This window comes from Cellulosimicrobium sp. BMG9.22 (assembly GCF_059159975.1).
The window spans coordinates 27,953-50,307 of record NZ_JBZGBY010000018.1 but is presented as its reverse complement, the minus strand read 5'-3'; the positions used below and the strand labels follow the sequence as shown (position 1 = coordinate 50,307).

General features: G+C 72.6%; 10 protein-coding genes. All 10 read left to right on the top strand.

The features are described from left to right. Positions 1–240 precede the first annotated feature (240 nt). The 10 genes from AC4H2H_RS12995 (at position 241) to pulA (ending at position 22,302) form a co-directional block, all read left to right on the top strand. Positions 241–1,458 (top strand): NADP-dependent isocitrate dehydrogenase, encoded by a 1,218-nt coding sequence (locus tag AC4H2H_RS12995; RefSeq protein ID WP_494371227.1) that lies wholly within the window; start codon positions 241–243, stop codon positions 1,456–1,458. Between the two features lie 523 nt (positions 1,459–1,981). Beyond that, complete coding sequence (locus AC4H2H_RS12990) at positions 1,982–2,968, top strand: malate dehydrogenase (RefSeq protein WP_494371226.1); 987 nt, start codon at positions 1,982–1,984, stop codon at positions 2,966–2,968. 113 nt (positions 2,969–3,081) lie between these two features. Then, the gene (locus tag AC4H2H_RS12985; RefSeq protein WP_494371225.1) at positions 3,082–6,648 is read left to right on the top strand and encodes an ATP-binding cassette domain-containing protein; all 3,567 of its coding nucleotides are present in this window, start codon (positions 3,082–3,084) and stop codon (positions 6,646–6,648) included. 55 nt (positions 6,649–6,703) lie between these two features. Then, complete coding sequence (locus AC4H2H_RS12980; RefSeq protein WP_494371224.1) at positions 6,704–7,981, top strand: ROK family transcriptional regulator; 1,278 nt, start codon at positions 6,704–6,706, stop codon at positions 7,979–7,981. 166 nt (positions 7,982–8,147) lie between these two features. Further along, the gene (locus AC4H2H_RS12975) at positions 8,148–9,506 is read left to right on the top strand and encodes an extracellular solute-binding protein (RefSeq protein ID WP_494371223.1); all 1,359 of its coding nucleotides are present in this window, start codon (positions 8,148–8,150) and stop codon (positions 9,504–9,506) included. A 5-nt stretch (positions 9,507–9,511) separates the two neighbouring features. Beyond that, entirely contained in the window at positions 9,512–10,450 is a 939-nt protein-coding gene (locus AC4H2H_RS12970; protein WP_494371222.1) for a carbohydrate ABC transporter permease, read from the top strand. Positions 10,451–10,554: 104 nt separating this feature from the next. Further along, positions 10,555–11,391: a carbohydrate ABC transporter permease gene (locus AC4H2H_RS12965; protein WP_494371265.1), complete on the top strand. Its 837-nt coding sequence runs from the start codon at positions 10,555–10,557 to the stop codon at positions 11,389–11,391. 63 nt (positions 11,392–11,454) lie between these two features. Next, the gene (locus tag AC4H2H_RS12960) at positions 11,455–14,592 is read left to right on the top strand and encodes an alpha-mannosidase (protein ID WP_494371221.1); all 3,138 of its coding nucleotides are present in this window, start codon (positions 11,455–11,457) and stop codon (positions 14,590–14,592) included. A gap of 86 nt (positions 14,593–14,678) precedes the next feature. Then, positions 14,679–15,860 (top strand): glycoside hydrolase family 76 protein, encoded by a 1,182-nt coding sequence (locus AC4H2H_RS12955; protein ID WP_494371220.1) that lies wholly within the window; start codon positions 14,679–14,681, stop codon positions 15,858–15,860. Between the two features lie 244 nt (positions 15,861–16,104). Beyond that, entirely contained in the window at positions 16,105–22,302 is a 6,198-nt protein-coding gene (pulA, locus tag AC4H2H_RS12950; protein WP_494371219.1) for a pullulanase-type alpha-1,6-glucosidase, read from the top strand. The last annotated feature ends 53 nt before the right edge of the window (positions 22,303–22,355 follow it).

Genomic DNA, 22,355 nt, shown 5'->3' with positions numbered 1-22,355 from the left:
CTGAACCGGGAGATGCGTGGAGATCCGCGGGGCGGGGCCTGAGAACGGACGCGGCGTCTCACGATCCGGTCGCAGCCCGGGTCGCTCGGAAAAGTATCTTGACGTCGAGAAGTCGAGTACCCTGGACGGCGGTCAGCAACGCCCTCGCGTACGACGGACCGGGTGCCGGGCTCCACCGCCCGCCCCACGCCGTCCCACTCCCGGGGGCACCACCTCCCCGACAGTTGGAGCGATCTGCGCATGGGCAAGATCAAGGTCGTCAACCCGGTCGTCGAGCTCGACGGCGACGAGATGACGCGCATCATCTGGCAGTTCATCAAGGACCGCCTCATCCACCCGTACCTCGACGTCGACCTCAAGTACTACGACCTGTCGATCCAGAACCGCGACGCCACCGACGACCAGGTGACGATCGACGCCGCCAACGCGATCAAGCAGTACAACGTCGGCGTCAAGTGCGCGACGATCACGCCCGACGAGGCGCGCGTCGAGGAGTTCGGCCTCAAGAAGATGTGGGTCTCGCCCAACGGCACGATCCGCAACATCCTCGGCGGCGTCGTCTTCCGCGAGCCGATCATCATCTCCAACATCCCGCGCCTCGTGCCGGGCTGGAACAAGCCGATCATCATCGGCCGTCACGCCCACGGCGACCAGTACAAGTCGACGAACTTCAAGGTCCCCGGCCCCGGCAAGATCACGATGACGTTCGAGCCCGCCGACGGCTCCGAGCCGCAGAAGTTCGACGTCGTGACCATGCCCGCCGAGGGCGGCGTCGCGATGGGCATGTACAACTTCAACGAGTCGATCCGCGACTTCGCGCGCGCCTCGTTCGCGTACGGCCTCCAGCGGAACTACCCCGTCTACCTCTCGACGAAGAACACGATCCTCAAGGCCTACGACGGCCAGTTCAAGGACCTGTTCCAGGAGGTCTTCGACGCCGAGTTCGCCGAGCAGTTCGCCGCCGCCGGCCTCACCTACGAGCACCGCCTCATCGACGACATGGTCGCCTCGGCCATGAAGTGGGAGGGCGGCTACGTCTGGGCCTGCAAGAACTACGACGGCGACGTCCAGTCCGACACCGTCGCCCAGGGCTTCGGCTCCCTCGGCCTCATGACCTCCGTCCTCATGACCCCCGACGGCAAGACCGTCGAGGCCGAGGCCGCGCACGGCACCGTGACCCGTCACTACCGCCAGCACCAGCAGGGCAAGCCGACGTCGACCAACCCCATCGCGTCGATCTTCGCGTGGACCCGCGGCCTCATGCACCGCGGCAAGCTCGACGGCACGCCCGAGGTCACCGAGTTCGCGCAGACGCTCGAGGACGTCGTCATCAAGACCGTCGAGTCCGGCCAGATGACGAAGGACCTCGCGCTCCTCGTCGGCCCGGACCAGCAGTGGCTGACGACCGAGGACTTCCTCGCCGCCCTCGACGAGAACCTCAAGGCGCGCCTGGGCTGAGTCTTCCCAGCTCGTCCGGCGGCGGCGCCCCTCTCGGGGGCGTCGCCGTTCGTCGTTCTCGGGCTGTTCGCGCGTCGTGGTTGCGTCCGCGGGTCCGGAGAGGAGGAGGGCGCGGGTCTACCATCCGGCCGCTCGTTCCTCGCGGCCTCCCGCCAGACCCAACCACGACCCGCGCCCTCCTCCTCTCCGGCCCCGCTCCCCGATCCGTCACCTCGTGCGCAGGTCCGGTGGGACGACGAGGGCGAGCGGCGACCAAGGCGAGGCGACGCGGGTGGCATGCCCGGGCGCGCGGCGACCAGGGTGGGACGACGCGGGCGGCGTGCCCGGGCGAGCAGCGACCAGGGTGGGGCGACGCCGGACGGGGCGGGTTGGGTGTGAAGGGCGTCAAAGCCGCGCTCGTGGAGCGAGGACGAAAGACCCGGGCGACGGCGCGGCAGCCCGAGCACGCAACCCGGCCCGGCCACCCAGCCCGACCACGCGCCGTCACGCATCCGACCCGTGCGCGTTGTGGGAGAGTGAGCGCATGACTTCCCCCGTGAACGTGACGGTGACCGGCGCGGCCGGTCAGATCGGTTACGCGCTGCTGTTCCGTATCGCGTCGGGCCAGATGCTCGGCGCCGACACCCCAGTGCGCCTGCGCCTCCTGGAGATCCCGCAGGGTGTCAAGGCGGCCGAGGGCACCGCGATGGAGCTCGACGACTGCGCCTTCCCGCTGCTCGCCGGGATCGACATCTTCGACGACCCGACGGCGGCGTTCGAGGGGACGAACGTCGCGCTGCTCGTGGGCGCGCGCCCGCGTGGGCCGGGCATGGAGCGCGGTGACCTGCTCGAGGCGAACGGCGGGATCTTCAAGCCGCAGGGCCAGGCGATCAACGCGGGCGCCGCGGACGACGTCCGGGTCCTGGTCGTGGGGAACCCGGCGAACACGAACGCGCTCATCGCGGCGTCGAACGCGCCGGACGTGCCGAAGGACCGGTTCACGGCGATGACGCGCCTCGACCACAACCGTGCGCTGACGCAGGTGGCGAAGCGTGCGGGCGTGCCGGTGTCGGAGGTCCGCAAGGTGACGATCTGGGGCAACCACTCGGCGACGCAGTACCCGGACCTGTTCCACGCCGACGTCGCGGGGACGCCGGGCGCACGGCTCGCCGAGGACCAGGGGTGGCTCGAGCAGACGTTCATCCCGACCGTCGCCAAGCGCGGCGCGGCGATCATCGACGCGCGCGGGGCGTCGTCGGCGGCGTCGGCGGCGAACGCGGCGATCGACCACGTGCGCGACTGGGTGCTCGGCACTCCGGAGGGTGACTGGACGAGCGCGGGTGTCGTGTCCGACGGGTCGTACGGCGTGCCGACGGGACTCATCTCGTCGTTCCCGGTGACCTCCCGCGGCGGCTCGTGGGAGATCGTGCAGGGGCTGGAGGTCTCGGACTTCTCGCGCGGGCGCATCGACGCGTCGGTCGCGGAGCTGCAGGAAGAGCGGCAGGCGGTCGAGGAGCTCGGGCTCGTCTGAGCCCGCCCCCCGGACACATGTCCGGGGCGGGACGGGGCAGGGGTGAGCGGTGTCCCGGGGCCGCCGAAAATCCCTGCGCCGGAGCAGGTCCGGGGCCGTAGGGTCGACGGGCCATGATCGACGCCACCCTGCCGACCGAGCAGCCCCCGAACCCGCCGACCGCCCCCGAGAAGGGGGCGGTCGTGGCGCCCGGCGCACCTGCTGCGCCCCTCGACCCTGCCCGCCGCCTGGGCTGGCGGCGCCTGCGCGGGCCGCTGTCCGCCGTCGCGCTGGTCGCGCTCGCCGTCGGGGCGGTCGGTGCCGCGCTGGGCACCGTGGTCGCGGGGTGGCTCGCGCAGGACCCGACGACGGCGACGCTGCAGCTCCTCGCGGCGTGCATCGTCGGTGCGGCGCTGCTCGACACCGCGGGCCAGGTCGTGTGGGCCGGCGTCGTCGACCGGGCCGAGGGGAGGCTGCGCGGTGACCTGCTCACCGCCGCGCTGCACCAGCCGCTCGCGACCCTCACCGAGCAGGCCGTCGGGGAGGTGCTGGACCGGGTCGACGACGACACGCACGCCGTCGGCACGCTCGTGCGGCGCCAGCTCTGGGGTGCGGGGCGCACGCTCGTCGGCGTCCTGCCCATGTGGGTCGTCGCCGGGCTGACGTGGTGGCCGGCCTGGTTCCTCTTCCCGGTGCTCGGGCTGCTCGCCGCCGTGCTCGTGCGGCCGATGCTGGGCGAGATCGCCCGCCGGAAGGTGATCGAGGAGGTGGCCTGGACGGACCACGCGGCCGCGTTCGAGGAGGCCGTGGCCGCGCGCGACGACCTGCGGACGAGCCTCGGGCAGTCGTTCGCCGTCCGCCGTCTCGCCGGGCTCTCCGCGCAGGTGCACGGGAAGTTCGAGGCGGTGCTGACGGTCGAGTCGCGCATGGTGCGCCGCGCCGGTCTCGTGCTGGCGTCACTGCTCGCGGGCGTCGCCGTCGCGGGAGCCGCGGTCGCCGCGGACGGGAACCTGCCCGTCGACCGCCTCGTCACGCTCTTCCTCGTCACGGCGATGTTCGTCGGGCAGGTGGACAACCTCGTCCACCACCTGCCGGACATCCAGGAGGGGCTGGGCGCCCTCACCCGCATCCGTCAGATGCTCGCCGTCGCCCCCGAACCGACGGGTGGACGCACGCTGCCTACCGGGCCGGTCGGGATCGAGCTGCGCGACCTGCACTTCTCCTACGCCGAGGGCACGTTCGCGCTCGACGGCGTGAGCCTGCGGGTGCCCGCGGGGGAGACCGTCGCGCTGGTCGGTCGCACCGGCTCGGGCAAGTCGACCCTCGCGTCGCTGCTGTCCCGGGCCGTCGAGCCGCCGCGCGGCGCGGTGCTCGTGGGTGGCGTCGACGTGCGCGACCTCGACCTGCAGGCGCTGCGCGCCGCCGTCGGCGTCGTGACCCAGAGGACGGAGATCCTCGCGGGCACGCTCGCGGAGAACGTCGCGCTCTTCGCCGACGTGCCGCGCTCCGACGTCGAGGCCGCGGTCCGCGAGCTGCGGCTGGACGACTGGGTCGCCGGCCTGCCGGACGGCCTCGACACCCTGCTCGGGCCGGGCGGGACGTCGCTCTCCGCCGGCGAGGAGCAGCTCGTCGCCTTCGCGCGGCTGCTGGTCCGCGACGTGCAGGTCGTCGTCCTCGACGAGGCGACGGCGCGCATGGACCCGCTCACCGAGTCCCGGGTGCTCGCCGCGTCGGAGCGGCTGCTCGCGGGGCGCACGGGCGTGCTGGTGGCGCACCGCCTCACGACCATCGAGCGTGCGGGACTCGTCGCGGTGCTCGACCACGGTCGCGTCGTGCAGCAGGGAGTGCGGGCGGAGCTCGCCGGGGTCGAGGGCCCGTACCGGGACCTGCTCCGGGCGAGCGTCGCGCAGGACGACGCGGACGGGGTCGTGACGCCCGAGCGGCAGCGGCCGGCCGACGCCGTCGAGGCCGTCGGCGGCCGTCGACGGCGCGGCGAGCCGCCGGCCCTGACCGACGCCGGGGACGGGCCGAGCCTGTCCCGCGGCATCCTGCACGCCCTGTTCGTCCGGCCCGCGTGGGGCCTCGCCGGCGCGGCGCTGTTCCTCGTGGCGAGCCTGTTCGCGGCGCAGGGCGCGGTCACGGGGTTCTTGTGGGGCCGTGCGGTCCAGGGTCTCGACGACGGGTTCCCGACAGCGCTGCTCGTCCCGTTCGCGGTGCTGCTCGTCGTCGCGCCGCTCTGCCTCGCACGCGCCGTCTACGTCTACCCGCGCTGGTGGATCGAGGTGCTGCTGCGCGTGCGCATGGCGGTCATGACGGGTCAGACGCGCCAGCACCGGCTGCCCGCAGCTCCGCCGGGCGAGGTCGTCGCGCGCTCCATGGACGCCGACCGCTTCGCCCGGTACGCGGACCGCTGGGTGGACTTCGTCAACGGCCTCGTCATCGCGGGCGTCACGGCGCTGCTCAGCCGGTCGTGGCTCGCCGGGGCCGTGCTGCTGGCCGTGATGGTCGTGTCCGCGGCGGCGTCGGCGCTCGGACGGCCGATCGCCGGGCGCTCGGCGACCCGGTCCTCGGCCGCACGGGCCCGGTTCGGGCGCGCGCTGGTCTCCGCACTCGACTCTGCGCGCACGGTCAAGCTCGCCGCCCGCACACCTCAGGTGCACGCTCACCTGCGCGAGGTGGACGGGGGCCGCGTGCGCGCCGCGATCTTCGAGCACCGGATCCAGGCCGCGCTCGACGGGGTGCCGCTCGTCATGATCCAGCTCGGCGTCGTCGCCGCGTGGGCAGGTCTGCTCACGGGGACGTGGGACCTCGCGACCGCGCTGCTGGTCGCCAGCGCCGTGAACGGCTTCGGCTGGTTCGGGGTCGTCGCGGGCGCCGTCGTGACCGAGGCGCCCGGTACGCGGTCGTGGCAGCAGGCGACGAGCCGGTTCGCGGCCGGCGTCGACCTCATGGACGTGCCGCCCGGCGTCGACCTGCTCTCGGGTGCCGCCCCGGCGCCCGCGCCCGGTCCGCGGCAGGCGCTCGAGCGGCTCGAGCTCGCGGGCATGACGGCGCTGCACGACGACGGCACGATCGGCGTCCAGGGCGTCGACCTGTCTGTGCGGCGCGGCGAGCTGGTGCTGCTGCTCGGCCAGGTCGGCGCGGGCAAGTCGAGCCTCCTCTCGGCGCTCGCGGGCCTCATGGAGCACACCGGGCACATCCGGTGGAACGGCACGGACGTCGTCGACGCGCAGACGTTCCTGCGCCCGGGTCAGGTCGCGCACGTCGCGCAGGTCCCGCGCGTGCTCTCGGGCACGTTCGCCGACAACGTGCGGCTCGGGCACGAGCGTGAGCTCCACGGACCCGTCGCCGCCGCGCGCCTGGAGCGGGACGTCGTCGAGGCAGGAGGGCACGAGGCGCTCGTCGGCCACCGCGGCGTCCGGCTCTCGGGCGGGCAGGTCCAGCGCCTCGCGCTCGCACGGGCGCTCGCGACCGACGCCGAGCTCCTGCTCGCCGACGACGTCTCGAGCGCGCTCGACGCCGCGACCGAGATCGAGCTGTGGACCTCGCTCCGGGAGCGGGGCGTCACGGTCATCGGCTCGACGTCGAAGCGCGCGGCGCTCGCCCGCGCGGACCGCGTCGTCGTGCTCGACGAGGGACGGGTCGCCGAGGTCGGGCCGTGGCGCGACCTGGCGCCGCGCTGGGCGCACCTCGCGGGCTGAGCCTCGTCCGGGCACGGGCTACGGTGTGTCCTGACCGAGCGAGCGGAGGACGACGATGGTGCGCCGGGGCACGAACCTGCCGCGCATGGGCGACTTCAACCAGATGGTCGTCCTGGACCAGATCCGCCGCGCGGACGTCGGGCTGAGCCGTGTGGAGCTCGCCGCGAGCACGGGCCTGTCGCTGCAGACCATCTCGAACATCGTGTCGCGGCTGATCGCCCGGGGACTGGTCGTCGAGGGCGAGCGGCGCGTCGAGGGTCGCGGCAAGCCCCGCACGATGCTCCACCTCGACGCGCGGGGGGCGTACGCGCTCGGTGTGCACGTGGACCCTGTCGTCGTGACGGCGGTGCTCGTCGACCTGCGCGGCGGATTCGTGGAGAAGACGATCCTCGAGACGCCACGCGGCCCGGACGCGCTCGTCGCGGAGGTCGCGCGCAGCACGTCCCGCATGCTCGACGACGCGGGCGTGCGCCGCGAGGACGTCCTCGGCCTGGGGGTCGCCGCGCCGGGGCCGATCGACATGGCGGCGGGGCGCGTCATCCACCCGCCGCTGCTCGAGGGCTGGGCGGACGTGCCGCTGCGCGACGAGCTCGCCGTCGCGACCGGGCTGCCCGTCATCCTCGAGAAGGACGTGAGCGCCGCGATGGTCGCGGAGCTCTGGCGCGGCAACCGGATGCTGCACGGGACGTCGCTCTTCTTCTACCTGGGGTTCGGCGTCGCGGTCGCGGTCGCGCACGAGGGCGAGCTGCTGCCGGGGTCGTCGCGCAACGCGGGCGAGATAGGCCACCTCATCGTCGACAGCGACGGCCCGCCGTGCACGTGCGGGAACCGTGGGTGCATCGGCGTGAGCGCCGCGCCGGCGACGCTCGTGGGGGAGGCCGTGGCGCGCGGCGTGCTCGACCGCGACACCCCGTCCGCCTCGCCGCGCGAGCTCGACGCGGCGCTCACGCTCGTGTGCCGGGCCGCCGCCGCCTGTGACGACGTCGCGGCCGACATCCTGCGCACGTCCGCGCGTCGCGTCGCGCACGGGATCACGATCGTCGCGGACCTCGTGGACGCGCGCGTCGTCGTGCTCGGCGGCCCGAGCTGGACCCGGCTCGAGCCCGCCTACACGGCCGTCGTGCGCGCGGAGCTGGCGGCGCGCGCGACCTTGCGCGAGATGCACCCCGTCGAGGTGCTCGGCTCGGCGGTGGGCGAGCACGTCGGTGCGGTCGGCGCGGCGAGCCTCGTCCTCGACGACCTGTTCACCCCGCGGCCCTCGGGCCTGATCGCCGCACCGTCGGAGCCGGCCGGCGGGCGCGGCGGTCCGTCGTCGTCCGCGGCGGCTCGATAGGGGAACGGGCGCGGCCGGACGGGCGCGCGACCGCGATGCCGTGCCGGGACCGTCGGGCCCGACCCGAAACCTGTGCCGATGCTCTTGACATCATTAACTCCATTCGCTTGAGTTAATGCACCAGCCTGCCCGGCGTGCCGGGCTCAACATGTGGCAAAGGAGCACCATGCGTCTGGCACGACCCCTGGCCGCGGGGACCGCGGCGATCACCCTCGTCCTCACGCTCGGAGCCTGCGGCTCCGGGGGTGGCGGTTCCGACGACGGCGCGACGATCAAGATCGCGTACCAGAAGTTCGGCAACTTCACGCAGGCGGACGAGCTCTTCCAGGACGTCAAGGCCGAGTTCGAGGACGCCAACCCGGACGTCACCATCGAGCTCGTCCCGATCGAGGCGAGCCAGAACGACTACTTCACGAAGCTCGCCCTCATGAACCGCTCGCCCAGCACGGCACCCGACCTCATGTACGAGGACACGTTCATGATCAAGTCGGACGTGGAGGCCGGCTACCTCCTGCCGCTCGACGACTACCTCGCCGAGTGGGACGACTGGGACCAGTTCGTCGACCGCGCGAAGGAGGCCGGTCTGGGCGACGACGGCAAGACCTACGGCGTCTCGATGGGCACGGACACGCGTGGCCTGTGGTTCAACCGGAACGTGCTCGCGAAGGCCGGTCTGCCCGACGACTGGGCGCCGTCCACGTGGGACGACATCCTCGACGCCGCCCGGGCGATCAAGGCCGCGGACCCGGAGGTCATCCCGTTCAACATGTACTCCGGCAAGCCCATGGGCGAGGCCTCGGTCATGCAGGGCTTCCAGATGCTTCTGTACGGTACGGGCGGCACGCTCTACGACACCGAGGACGCCAAGTGGGTCGTCGGCGCCCCGGAGTTCGTCGACTCGCTCGAGTTCGTGCAGACCGTCTTCGAGGAAGGGCTCGCCCCGACGCCGCAGCAGGCCCTCGACCCGAACGTGGGCAACACCGTCTCGGCGGAGTGGCTGCCGAACGACCAGCTCGGCATCGCACTCGACGGGTCGTGGATGGCGGGCACGTGGCTCGAGGGCGGCGGCGCTCCCTGGCCCGAGTGGACCGAGGTCATGGGCACGGCGCCCATGCCGACGCAGGACGGCCAGGACCCGGGTGCCGTGAGCATGTCGGGCGGGTGGACGCTCGCGATCGGCTCCGGCAGCGAGAACCCCGACGTCGCCTTCGACGTCCTGTCGCTCGCGCTGAACAAGGAGAACTCGCTGCGCTTCGCGATCGACAACAGCCAGATCGCGGTGCGCACCGACGTGGCGGAGGACACCTCGTACGCCGAGGCCAACCCGACCACCGAGTTCTTCTCGAGCCTCGTCGAGGTGACGAACTTCCGTCCGGCGACGTCGGACTACGCCCAGATCTCCAACGCGCTCCAGGTCGCGATGGAGTCGGTCATGACCGGGCAGCAGACCCCCGAGGAGGCGGCCGCTGTCTACGACGAGGCCGTGATCGGCGTCGTCGGCGAAGAGAACACGACGGAGGGCTGAGCCCCGTGTCCGCCACCCTCGCCCCGGCGCCGCCCGGGGCGGGGGGAGCGGGCGAGGCACCCGTGCGCCGCAGCGGACTGCGGCGCACGAGCGGCCGGCTCGTTCCCCTCGTCCCTGCGGTCGTCCTCCTCGCCCTCTTCATGCTGGGCCCGGTGGTCTGGTCCTTCTACGGTTCGTTCACCAACGCGGCCCTCACCGGACCGAACGCCGCGAACCCGGAGTTCGTCGGTCTCGACAACTACGTCAAGCTCCTCTCCGACCCGAACTTCCCGAAGGCCCTGTGGCTCACGGTCCTGTTCGTGCTCGCCTCGGCGGTGGTGGGCCAGAACCTTCTCGGGCTCTCGCTCGCCCTGCTCAACCGCTCCGCGTTCAAGCCGGTGCGCGCCGTCGTCTCCACGCTGGTCGTCACCGCGTGGGTGCTGCCCGAGATCGTCGCGGCCTTCGCCGCGTACGCGTTCTTCCACTCGGACGGGACCCTCAACGCCTTGCTCGCGGGGGTCGGGATCCAGGGCCCCGACTGGCTCTTCGACACGCCGATGCTCGCCGTGATCCTCGCGAACGTGTGGCGCGGCACGGCCTTCTCGATGATGGTCTATTCCGCGGCGGTGTCCGAGGTGCCACCGGAGATCAACGAGGCGGCACGCGTCGACGGCGCGAGCGGGATGCAGCGCCTCGTGTGGGTGACCATCCCGACCATCCGTCGTTCGATCTCGACCAACCTCATGCTCACGACGCTCCAGACGCTGTCCGTGTTCACGCTCATCTACGTGATGACCGGCGGCGGTCCGGGCACCGACAGCTCGACGCTCCCGATCCTCGCGTACCAGGAGGCGTTCAAGTTCGCCCAGGTCGGGTACGGGACCGCGATCGCGACGGTCATGCTGGTCATCGGCGGCGTGTTCTCCGTGGTCTACATCCGCAGCCTGCGTCCGGAGGTCGACTGATGGCCCAGACCGTCCCCGTCACGCCCGCCGCGGCGGGCCCGCCCGTCGCCGGGGTCCCCGTGCCCGACGACGGCACGCCCCCCGCGCCGTCGCGTCGCCGCGGCATGTCGCTCGCCGCGCCGGGCTCGCGCGCCTCGCGCCTCGCGTCGAACATCGTGCTCGTCGTCATCGGCCTCTGCTTCGTCGTGCCGCTCGGGTGGATCGTCCTCGCGTCGCTCGACGCTCGCGCGACCCTCGTCGTCGACGTGCCCGACGAGGTGACGTTCGCCAACTTCACGGCGATCGCCACCCCGGAGCAGACCTGGCTCCCGCTGTGGAACGCGTTCCTGCTGTCCGGCGGCACCGGCCTGGTCACCGTCGTCGCGTCCGTCCTCGCCGCGTACCCGCTCTCGCGGTACCGGATGCGGTTCAACAGGACCTTCATGTACGTCGTGCTGTTCGGCACGTGCCTGCCCATCACCGCCATGATGGTCCCGGTCTACTCGCTGTTCGTGCGGCTCAACCTGCTGGACTCGCTCCCGGGCACCATCTTCTTCATGGCGGCGACGTCGTTGCCCATGGCGATCTGGATGACGAAGAACTTCATGGACTCCGTCCCCGTGTCGCTCGAGGAGGCGGCCTGGACCGACGGCGCCTCCGCGATGACGGCGCTGCGCGCCATCGTCCTGCCGCTCATGCGCCCCGGCCTCGCGGTCGTCTTCATCTTCGTGTTCATCGGCGCGTGGGGAAACTTCTTCGTCCCCTTCGTCCTGCTGCTCTCGCCCGAGAAGCAGCCCGCCGCCGTGAGCATCTTCGCGTTCTTCGGCCAGTACGGCTCCGTCGCGTACGGCCAGCTCGCGGCGTACTCCCTCCTCTACTCCCTGCCGGTGATCGCGCTGTACGTGCTCGTCACGCGTCTGGCCGGCTCGTCCTTCGCGCTCGCCGGTGCGGTCAAGGGCTGACGCACCCGCGCTCCCCGACCGACCCCGGCCACACCGTCGCCTCCCGCACCCTCAGGAGACCCCATGCACGACACCACCGTCCGCACCACCGCCCGCCTCGAGCGCTTCGTGCGCGAGCGGCTCGAACCGGCCGTCCTGCGCGAGCGCCGCCCGCTCGACGTCACGGCGTGGGAGGTGCCCGACGAGCCCGTCCCCTTCATCGAGGCGAGGGCCGCGACGTACGCCCCGTTCGCCGTCGGTTCCCCGTGGGGCAGGCCGTGGGGGACCGTGTGGTTCCACGTCACGGGCGTCGTGCCGCCCGAGTGGCGCGGGGATGCCGCGCCGGACGGGACGCGGGCCGAGGTCGTCGTCGACCTGGGCTTCACGACGGCGCAGCCCGGGTTCCAGGCCGAGGGCACGGTCTGGTCGCCGGACGGGCGGATCGTCAAGGCGGTGGAGCCGCGCAACCAGCACGTCCCGCTCCGTGGGGTGCCGGGCGTGCCCGGGTCGGGCGCGGCGGACGGCGCCGTCGACCTGTACGTCGAGGCGGCGTCCAACCCCGACGTCCCGGGCGGTGCGTGGACGCGCCCGACGCCGATGGGCGACAAGGCGACCGCTGGCACGGACCCGATCTACGCGCTGCGCGCGGTCGACGTCGTGCTCGTCGACGAGGTCGCCTGGGACCTGCTGCAGGACGTGCGCGCGCTCGCCGGCCTCGTCGCGGTGCTGCCTGCGACGAGCCCGCGCTCGGCCGAGGTGCTGCGCGCGCTCGAGGACATGCTCGACGCCGTCGACCCGGCCGACGTCGCGGGGACCGCCGCCGCGGGCCGCGCGGCGCTCGCGGGCGTGCTCGCGAGCCCGGCGGTGGCGAGCGCGCACCGCGTGCACGCGGTGGGCCACGCGCACATCGACTCGGCGTGGCTGTGGCCCGTGCGGGAGACGGTGCGCAAGTGCGCGCGCACGTTCTCGAACGTCCTCTCGCTCATGGACGAGGACCCGGACGTGACGTTCGCGTGCTCGTCGGCGCAGCAGTACGCGTGGGTCCAGGAGTTCTACCCCGAGCTGTTCGAGCGCATCCGCGAGAAGGTGCGCGAGGGCCGGTTCGTGCCGGTGGGCGGCATGTGGGTCGAGTCGGACACGAACATGCCGGGCGGCGAGGCGCTCGCCCGCCAGCTCGTCGTGGGCAAGCGCTGGTTCCTCGAGGAGCTGGGGGTGGAGCCCCGCGACGTGTGGCTCCCGGACTCGTTCGGGTACACCGCGGCGCTGCCGCAGCTCGCGCGCCTCGCCGGCAGCGACTCGTTCCTCACGCAGAAGATCTCGTGGAACGACACGAACACCATGCCGCACCACACGTTCTGGTGGGAGGGCATCGACGGGAGCCGCGTGTTCACGCACTTCCCGCCCGTGGACACGTACAACTCCGACCTCTCCGCGCCCGAGCTCGCGCGCGCCGAGCGCCAGTTCGCCGAGAAGGGGCGCGCCAACACGTCGCTCGTGCCGTTCGGGTACGGCGACGGCGGCGGCGGGCCGACGCGCGAGATGGTCGCCGCCGCGCACCGCGCCGCGGACCTCGAGGGCTCGCCGCGCGTGACGCTCTCCGACCCGCAGGCGTTCTTCGACGCCGCGCGCGCCGAGTACGACGCGCCGCCCACGTGGGTCGGGGAGATGTACCTCGAGTACCACCGCGGCACCTACACGTCCCAGGCCCGGACCAAGCGCGGCAACCGCCGCAGCGAGCACCTGCTGCGCGAGGCGGAGCTGTGGGCGACGACGGCGGCCGTGCGAGTCGGGGCGACCTACCCGGCCAAGGACCTCGAGCGGCTGTGGCGTCTCGTGCTGCTGCAGCAGTTCCACGACATCCTGCCCGGTTCGTCGATCGCGTGGGTGCACCGCGAGGCCGAGCGGAACTACGCCGAGATCGCGGTCGAGCTCGACGGCATCGTCGACGAGGCGCTGCGGGCGCTCGTCGGGGCGGGCGAGCGGCGCGTCGTCGCGAACGCGTCGCCCTTCGCGCGCGCCGGGGTCGCGGCGCTCGGTGCACGTGCCCTCCCCGCGGAGCAGGGCGGTGCGCGCACGACGGCCCGGGGCGCGACCCTCGCGCGCGACGGCGACGGCTGGGTCCTGCAGAACGCGGCGCTCCGCGTGGCGGTGGACGGCGCGGGTCTCGTCACCTCGGCCGTCGAGCGAGCCACCGGTCGTGACGCGATCCTGCCGGGTGCGCGTGCGAACCTCCTCCAGCTGCACCGCGACGTGCCCAACGAGTGGGACGCGTGGGACATCGACGAGCACTACCGCCGGAACGTCACGGACCTCGTGGGCACGGAGCTCGTCGAGCCGGTCGTCGAGCCGGGCGAGGGGACGCCCGGAGGCGACGGGACCGCGGCGCTGCGCGTCGTGCGCACGTTCGGCGGCTCGCGCGTCGAGCAGGTGCTCGAGCTCGCCGCGGACGCCCCGGCGCTGCGCATCACGACGCGCGTCGACTGGCACGAGCGCCAGAAGCTGCTCAAGCTCGCGTTCCCGCTCGACGTGCACGCGGAGCGCGCGTCGTCGGAGATCCAGTTCGGGCACGTGCACCGCCCGACCCACGCCAACACGTCGTGGGACGCCGCCCGGTTCGAGACCGTCGCGCACCGCTGGGTCCACGTCGGGGAGCCGGGCTTCGGCGTCGCCGTCGCGAACGACGCGACGTACGGGCACGACGTGACGCGCACGCGCGTGGGCGACGAGGCGACGGGCCGGGCGGCCGACGGCGGCGGGACGACACCTCCCGGCGGGCGGACGGGGACGACGGTGCGCCTCTCCCTCCTGCGCGCGCCGCTCTTCCCCGACCCGGACGCGGACCAGGGCGAGCACGTGCTGCGGTGCGAGCTGGTCGTCGGCGCGGGGATCGCCGACGCGATCCGGCACGGGTACGCGCTCAACCTCCCGGAGCGCGTCGTCGTCGGCGAGCGCGACGTCGAGCCGCTGCTCACCGTGGACGACGACGCCGTCGTGGTCGAGGCGGTCAAGCTCGCCGAGGACGGCAGCGGCGACGTCGTCGTGCGGCTGTACGAGAGCCGCGGGGGCCGCGCCACGGCGCGAGTGCGCGCGGGCTTCGACCACGACGGCGCGGAGGTCACCGACCTCCTGGAGCGCCGCACGGGTGACGTCCGCACGGACGGCGGGGACGTCGTCGTCGACCTCACCCCGTTCCAGGTGCTGACGCTGCGTTTCCGCCGCTGAGGGCCTCGGGGGCGCCGCTCGCGCGCGCCCGCGGCACCTCTCAACGCTTTTCTCAGACCGAGCACCACCGAGCAAGGGAGAGAACGATGAGGTTTTCCAGAACGGTCGGCGTGGCCGTCGCGGCGGCGTGCGTCCTCGGCGCCGCTGCCCCCGCGTCCGCCTCGGACGGAGACGGGCGTGGCACGTCGCACCGCACGCAGGTGGACCGCGCACTGGCCAGCTACGAGGCGATGCAGGAGTACCTGTACGTCGACGACGGGTCCTCGCTCTACCTGGAGCACTACCCGCGCAAGGCGGACGACCGGCCCTACTCGTTCGAGTGGCCGTTCTCGCAGGCCCACATCGCGACGCTCGACCTCACGGGCCTCCCGGGGCGCGCCGGGAACCAGTTCGTCGACGACCTCGCCGACCGCGACCGCGGGCAGGAGCACTTCTGGAACGCGGAGGGCGGCACGACGGGTCTGCCGGGGTACGACTCGTACCCCCGGGCGCCCTACGGGGGCGGCGGCGACATCTTCTACGACGACAACGAGTGGGTGGCCCTCGCCAAGGTGCAGCAGCACCTCGACACGGGCGACGACGCGGCGCTCGAGCGGGCGGAGGAGATCTTCGACCTGGTCGTCTCCGGGTGGGACACCGACCCGACGCACCCGGCTCCGGGCGGCGTGTTCTGGACCCAGGCGACCTGGAGCACCGACCGCAACACGGTCTCCACGATGCCCGGCGCCCAGCTCGCGACGCGGCTGTACATGATCACGGGAGAGGACGAGTACCTAACCTGGGCCGAGCGCATGACGTCGTGGACGGACCAGTACCTCCTGGCGCCGAACGGGCTGTACTGGGACCACGTCAAGCTCGACGGCTCGATCGAGCGGACGCAGTGGTCGTACAACCAGGGCGTGCCGCTCGGCACCTACGCCCTGATGTACCAGGCGACGGGCGAGGAGGAGTACCTGCGCAAGGCGGAGGCGATCGCGAGCGCCTCCTACCGCTTCTTCGTCACCGAGGGACGGCTGGACGGTCAGCCGATGTTCTTCAACTCCATCTGGTTCAAGAACCTGCTGCTGCTGGAGTCCGTGACGGGAGGCACGACCTACCGTGACGCGATGGCGGACTACGCGGACTCGCAGTGGCGCGACGTGCGCGACCCCGAGACCGGGCTGTTCCCGGTCGCGGGCGGGACCACGGAGCTGCTCGGCCAGGCGGCGATGGTGCAGATCTACGCCACGCTGGCCTGGCCGCGCGGCAAGACGTCGATCCTGTACTGACCGGCAGCAACGCCTTCCGAGCGCCCGCGACCCGTCCCGCCGCCCGTCGGTGGGGCGGGTCGCGTACGTTCGCCTCCGCACCTGGTACAGACTCTTGCTGCAAGTTGCTGCAAGCACTACAGTCGGGCCAGCCGTACGCTGAGAAGCGCCTGGCTCGGCCGACGTCGTCCGCTGCTGGTCCCGTCGTCCGTACGTGCTCCTCGCGCGGTCTCCGCACGAACCTCATCGGACGAGGGAGTCCCGCATGACCTCCACGCCGCGTCGTCGCTCACCGTGGCCGACAGCGTCGCCCCATCCGCTCCATCCGCGCCGCTCCCGGGCGTCCCGGACGACGGCGTCGATCACCTCGTCGGTCACCGCGCTCGCGCTCGCGGGCTCGACGCTCGCCGGGCTGACCGTGGCCGCCCTCGCCGCTCCCGCGGCCGGGGCCGACGAGCGCACGCTCGCACTCGTCGGTGACCTGCAGTCCGAGCTGGGCTGCGCCGCCGACTGGGACCCCGCGTGCGCCGCGACGGAGCTCGCGCCGACCGACGCCGCGGGCGTCTGGTCCGCGGAGTTCGACGTGCCCGCCGGGACGTACCAGTACAAGGTCGCGTTCGACGACGCCTGGGACGAGGCGTACGGCCGTGACGGCAGCCAGGACAACGCGCCGCTCGTGCTCGGCGGCGACGCGACCGTGCGCGTGACGTTCGACGAGGCGACGAAGCGCATCGCGCTCACGCCGCTGGGCCTCGCGGGGGAGTACGACGACGCCGCGGACGCCGCGCTCGTCGTCCCGCCCGTGCGCCAGGCCGGGTCGGACGAGCGCTTCTACTTCGTCATGACCGACCGGTTCGCCAACGGCGACCCGTCGAACGACACCGCGGGCCTCGGCGACGACCCGCTCGTGTCCGGGTACGACCCGACGAACAAGGGCTTCTACCAGGGCGGCGACATCGCCGGTCTGCGTGAGAACCTCGACTACATCGAGGGCCTCGGCACGACGGCGATCTGGCTCACGCCGTCGTTCAAGAACCAGCCCGTCCAGGGCGAGGGCGTGAACGCCTCGGCCGGGTACCACGGGTACTGGATCACCGACTTCACGCAGATCGACCCGCACCTCGGCACCAACGCCGAGCTCGAGGCGCTCATCGACGAGGCGCACGACCGCGGGATCAAGGTCTACTTCGACATCATCACCAACCACACGGCGGACGTCGTCGACTACGAGGAGAAGCAGTACTCGTACGTCGACCAGGCGACGTCGCCCTACCGCGACGCGGCCGGGACCGTGTTCGACCCGGCGACGTACGCGGGCACGGACACCTTCCCCGCGCTCGACCCCGCGACGTCGTTCCCGTACACGCCGTTCGTACCGGAGGGCAAGGCCGACCTCAAGGTCCCTGCCTGGCTCAACGACCCGACGCTCTACCACAACCGCGGCGACTCGACGTGGACGGGGGAGTCCGTGACGTACGGGGACTTCTCCGGCCTCGACGACCTCATGACCGAGCACCCGACGGTCGTCGACGGGTTCGTCGACGTCTACCAGGACTGGGTCGACCTCGGCATCGACGGCTTCCGCATCGACACCGTCAAGCACGTGAACTTCGAGTTCTGGGAGACGTGGACCACCGAGGTCCTCGACTACGCGCACGCGCAGGGCAAGGACGACTTCTTCATGTTCGGCGAGGTGTACGACGCCGACGCGGCGAAGCTCTCGCCGTACGTCCGCAAGACCGACATGAGCTCGACGCTCGACTTCACGTTCCAGTCCGCCGCGACGAGCTTCGCGAGCGGCAACAGCGCGAAGGGCCTGGCGTCGCTCTTCGCGAGCGACGACCTGTACACGACCCCGGACACCAACGCCCAGGCGCTGCCGACCTTCCTCGGCAACCACGACATGGGCCGCGTCGGCTACATGCTGTCCTCCACGAGCGACCCGCTCGCGCGCGACGAGCTCGCGCACGACCTCATGTACCTCACACGCGGCCAGCCGGTCGTGTACTACGGCGACGAGCAGGGCTTCGCCGGCACGGGCGGCGACAAGGACGCGCGGCAGACGCTGTTCGCGACCGAGGTCACCGAGTACGCGGACCAGCCGCTCGTCACGGGCGAGCCGGCGGGCAGCATCGACCGCTACGGCACCGACGCGCCGCTCTACGCGCACATCGCCGAGCTCGCCGCGCTGCGCGAGGCGCACCCGGCGCTCGGCGACGGCGCCCAGGTCGAGCGCTACGTCGAGAACGGCGCGGGCGTGTACGCCTTCAGCCGTGTCGACCGTACGGAGAAGGTCGAGCACCTCGTCGCGCTGAACAACGCGACCGAGGAGCGCTCGGCGACGTTCACGACGCTCACGCCGGGCGCCTCGTACGAGGTGCTCTACGGCGACGGCGTGCAGCCCGTCACGGCCGACGCCGAGGGCAGCGTCACGCTGACGGTCCCCGCACTGGGCGCCGTGGTGCTGCGCGCCGACCGCGAGGTCGGGGCCCAGTCGTCGGGTGACATCGCGGTCTCCGTCCCGGCGGCCGGCGCCGCGGTGACGGGTGTCGCGCCCGTCGCAGCCACGGTCGACGCCGACGCGTGGTCCGAGACGTCGTTCGCGTGGCGAGAGGTCGGGAGCGCCGAGTGGCACCCGCTCGGCACGGCCGAGGACACCGTGCCGCGCGTCTTCCACGACGTCGCGGGCCTGCCCGAGGGCACGCTGGTCGAGTACCGCGCCGTGACGACCGACGCCGACGGCGACCGCGCCGCCGCGTCCACGTTCGCGAGCGTCGGGGTCGACGTGAGCGGCGTCGTGGGGGAGGAGCCCGAGCCGGAGATCGACCTCGTCACCGTCGCGGGCAGCCACAACTCCGAGATGGGCTGCGCGGGCGACTGGGCGCCGGGCTGCGAGGCCGCGAAGCTCACGGAGCGCGCCGACGGCGTCTACGAGGGGACGTTCGACATCCCGGCCGGGACGTACGAGTACAAGGTCGCGATCAACGGGTCGTGGACCGTCAACTACGGCGTCGGCGGTGTACAGGACGGCAGCAACGCGACGTACACGACCGAGGGCGGCCCGGTGACGTTCTACTGGGACCCGGAGAGCAAGGACTTCTCGAGCACCGCGCAGGGCCCGATCGTCACCCTCGCCGGCTCGTTCCAGGACCAGGTCGGCTGCCCCGGCCCGTGGGCTCCCGACTGCCTCGCATCGTGGCTCAAGGACCCCGACGGCGACGGCACCTATACCTGGTCGACCGACGACCTGGCGGCCGGCGCGTACGAGGGCAAGGTTGCGCACGGCATGAGCTGGGCCGAGAACTACGGCGTGGGCGGGGTTCCCGACGGGCCGAACTACCAGTTCTCCGTGGGCGACGGCGAGAACGTCACGTTCTCCTACGACGTCGCGACCCACGTCCTGACGATCGAGGTGGCGAACCCGCCGCTGCCCGGCACCGGCCAGCAGGCCGCGCACTGGGTCCGCGAGGACCTCGTCGCGTGGCCCGCGGACCTCGGCACCGGCGAGGAGTGGACCCTGTGGGCCGCGCCGGACGGCGGGATCTCCGTCGCCCAAGGCAGCGCGGAGGGCGAGGTGCAGGCTCCGGAGGGGACGGCGTCGTACACGCTCGAGGTGGACCCGGCGGGCCTGCCCGACGACGTCGCGGCCGAGTTCCCGGCGCTCGCCGGGCACACCGCGCTGCGCGTGCTCGACGACGGCGAGTCCGTCAGCCGTGAGGCGGTCGAGGCCGCGCTCACCGGCCAGCTGCTCGTGACCCGGGCCGACGGCGGAGCGCTCACCGCCGCGACGGGGGTCCAGATCCCCGGCGTCGTCGACGACCTGTTCGCCGAGGCGGCGGCCGACCGCGAGCTCGGCCTCACGTGGCACGCGAACCACAAGTGGGCGTCGTTTGCGCTCTGGGCACCGACGGCGAAGGCGGTGACCGTGCTGGCCTGGCCCGCCGGCGCCTCGCTCGACGACGACCCGCGCCGCTTCGAGGCCGCACGCGAGTCCGACGGTACGTGGACGCTCGACGGCAAGGCGGCCGACAAGAAGCTCGGCGGGGCGGACGTCGGGTGGAAGGGCGCCCGGTACCTCTACGAGGTGGAGGTCCACGTCCCGAGCACAGGGAAGGTCGAGACGAACGTCGTCACCGACCCGTACTCGGTGGGCCTCACGCTCGACTCCACGCACTCGGTGGCCGTCGACCTCGACGACCCCGCGTTCCGCCCGAGCTCCTGGGAGGGCACGCCCGCGCCCGTCGTCGAGCGGCCCGTGGATCAGACGATCTACGAGCTGCACGTGCGCGACTTCTCGATCTCGGACGAGACGGTGCCGGTCGAGCGACGGGGGACGTACCTCGCGTTCGCCGAGGAGGACTCGGCCGGGATGACGCACCTGCGCGAGCTCGCGGACGCGGGCGTCACGACGGTGCACCTGCTCCCGACGTTCGACCTCGCGTCGATCCCCGAGGACCGTGCGGCCCAGGCGACGACGGGTGACCTGTCCGGGTTCGCGCCCGACTCGCCCGAGCAGCAGGCCGCGGTCACCGCGGTGCAGGCGCAGGACGGCTTCAACTGGGGCTACGACCCGTGGCACTTCAGCACCCCCGAGGGGTCGTACGCGGTCGACGCGGACGGCGGCGCGCGCGTCGCCGAGTTCCGCACCATGGTCGGGGGGCTCCACGAGTCCGGGCTGCAGGTCGTGCTCGACCAGGTGTTCAACCACACCGCGGCGAGCGGGCAGGCGGAGAAGTCCGTGCTCGACAAGGTCGTGCCGGGCTACTACCACCGGCTGAACCCGACCACGGGCGCGGTCGAGACGAGCACGTGCTGCCAGAACGTCGCCACGGAGCACGCGATGGCCGGGAGGCTCATGGTCGACTCCGTCGTGACGTGGGCGAAGGACTACAAGGTCGACGGGTTCCGCTTCGACCTCATGGGCCACCACTCGAAGCAGAACATGCTCGACGTCCGGGCCGCGCTCGACGAGCTCACGCTCGCCGAGGACGGCGTCGACGGGGAGTCGGTGTACCTCTACGGCGAGGGCTGGGACTTCGGCGAGGTCGCGGGCAACGCGCTGTTCGAGCAGGCCACGCAGGGTCAGCTCGGCGGCACGGGCATCGGGACGTTCTCCGACCGGCTGCGCGACGCGGTGCACGGCGGCTCGCCCGTCGACGGCGCGACGACGTTCACGCAGGGCTTCGGCACCGGCCTCGCGACCGACCCGAACGGGCAGCCCGCCCGGGCGGGGGAGCCGGGGACCGTCAACGACGGCTCGCCCGACGAGCTCGCGACCCTCGGCCACGAGACGGACCTCGTGCGCCTCGGGCTCGCAGGCAACCTGCGCGACTACGTGCTCGTCACCTCGACGGGCGAGGAGAAGCGGGGCGACGAGATCGACTACCGCGGGGCTCCCGCGGGCTACGCCGACTCCCCCGAGGAGATCGTCACCTACGTCGACGCGCACGACAACGAGACCCTGTTCGACCTGCTCGCGCTCAAGCTCCCGGCCGACACGCCGATGGACGAGCGCGTGCGCATGAACACGGTCTCGCTCGCCACCGCGGCGCTGTCCCAGACGCCGTCGTTCTGGCACGCCGGGACGGACCTGCTGCGCTCGAAGTCGCTCGACCGCAACAGCTACGACTCGGGCGACTGGTTCAACGCGATCGACTGGACCGGTCAGGACAACGGGTTCGGCAGGGGCCTGCCGATGGCGGCCGACAACGAGGACAAGTGGCCGCTCATGGCCCCGCTCCTCGCCGACCCGGCGCTCAAGCCGTCGCCCGACGACATCGCGACCGCGTCGGCCCAGGCGCAGGACCTCCTGCGTCTGCGGCACTCGACCGAGCTCTTCCGGCTCGGCGACGCGGACCTCATCCAGGAGAAGGTCACCTTCCCCGGCGCGGGTCCCGACCAGGTGCCGGGCGTGATCGCGATGTCGGTGGACGACACGACCGGAGCCGACGTCGACCCGGCCCTCGACGGCCTGCTCGCGGTCTTCAACGCCTCGCCCGAGCCGGCCACCGTGCCGGTCGCGGCGCTCGCGGGGCGCGGCTACGTGCTCTCGCCGGTCCAGGCCGCCGGGAGCGAAGCGGTCGTGCGGGAGACCACGTGGGACGCGGGCACGGGGACCGTGACCGTCCCGGCGCGCACCGTCGCGGTGCTCGTCGAGCCGGAGGCGGGCGCCGAGCTGCCCGTCCCGGTCGCCGTCCAGCCGCGGTGCCTCGCCGGCACGGCGTACGTCGCCGTCCGCGCGACGAACGACGGCGCGGTGCCGGTGGACGTCTCGCTCGCCACGCCGTTCGGCGAGAGGTCGTTCGCCGACGTGGCGGCCGGCAAGAACGCCTACCAGTCGTTCACGAGCCGCGCGCCGTCGGTCGGGGCGGGCGAGGCCACGGTGACCGCCACCGCGGTGGTCGACGGCGAGGAGGTCACCTCGACCTTCGCCGTCGAGCACGAGGGCATCACCTGCTCCTGACGCTGCGGGAGAACCCCGGTCCCGCGAGGTAGAACCCTGGTACGGCGAGGTAG

Coding starts and splice junctions, on each gene's coding strand:
- AC4H2H_RS12985 (WP_494371225.1), top strand. CDS start 3,082: ATGATCGACGCCACCCTGCCGACCGAGCAGCCCCCGAACCCGCCGACC.
- AC4H2H_RS12960 (WP_494371221.1), top strand. CDS start 11,455: ATGCACGACACCACCGTCCGCACCACCGCCCGCCTCGAGCGCTTCGTG.
- AC4H2H_RS12995 (WP_494371227.1), top strand. CDS start 241: ATGGGCAAGATCAAGGTCGTCAACCCGGTCGTCGAGCTCGACGGCGAC.
- AC4H2H_RS12990 (WP_494371226.1), top strand. CDS start 1,982: ATGACTTCCCCCGTGAACGTGACGGTGACCGGCGCGGCCGGTCAGATC.
- pulA (WP_494371219.1), top strand. CDS start 16,105: ATGACCTCCACGCCGCGTCGTCGCTCACCGTGGCCGACAGCGTCGCCC.
- AC4H2H_RS12955 (WP_494371220.1), top strand. CDS start 14,679: ATGAGGTTTTCCAGAACGGTCGGCGTGGCCGTCGCGGCGGCGTGCGTC.
- AC4H2H_RS12965 (WP_494371265.1), top strand. CDS start 10,555: ATGTCGCTCGCCGCGCCGGGCTCGCGCGCCTCGCGCCTCGCGTCGAAC.
- AC4H2H_RS12980 (WP_494371224.1), top strand. CDS start 6,704: ATGGTGCGCCGGGGCACGAACCTGCCGCGCATGGGCGACTTCAACCAG.
- AC4H2H_RS12975 (WP_494371223.1), top strand. CDS start 8,148: ATGCGTCTGGCACGACCCCTGGCCGCGGGGACCGCGGCGATCACCCTC.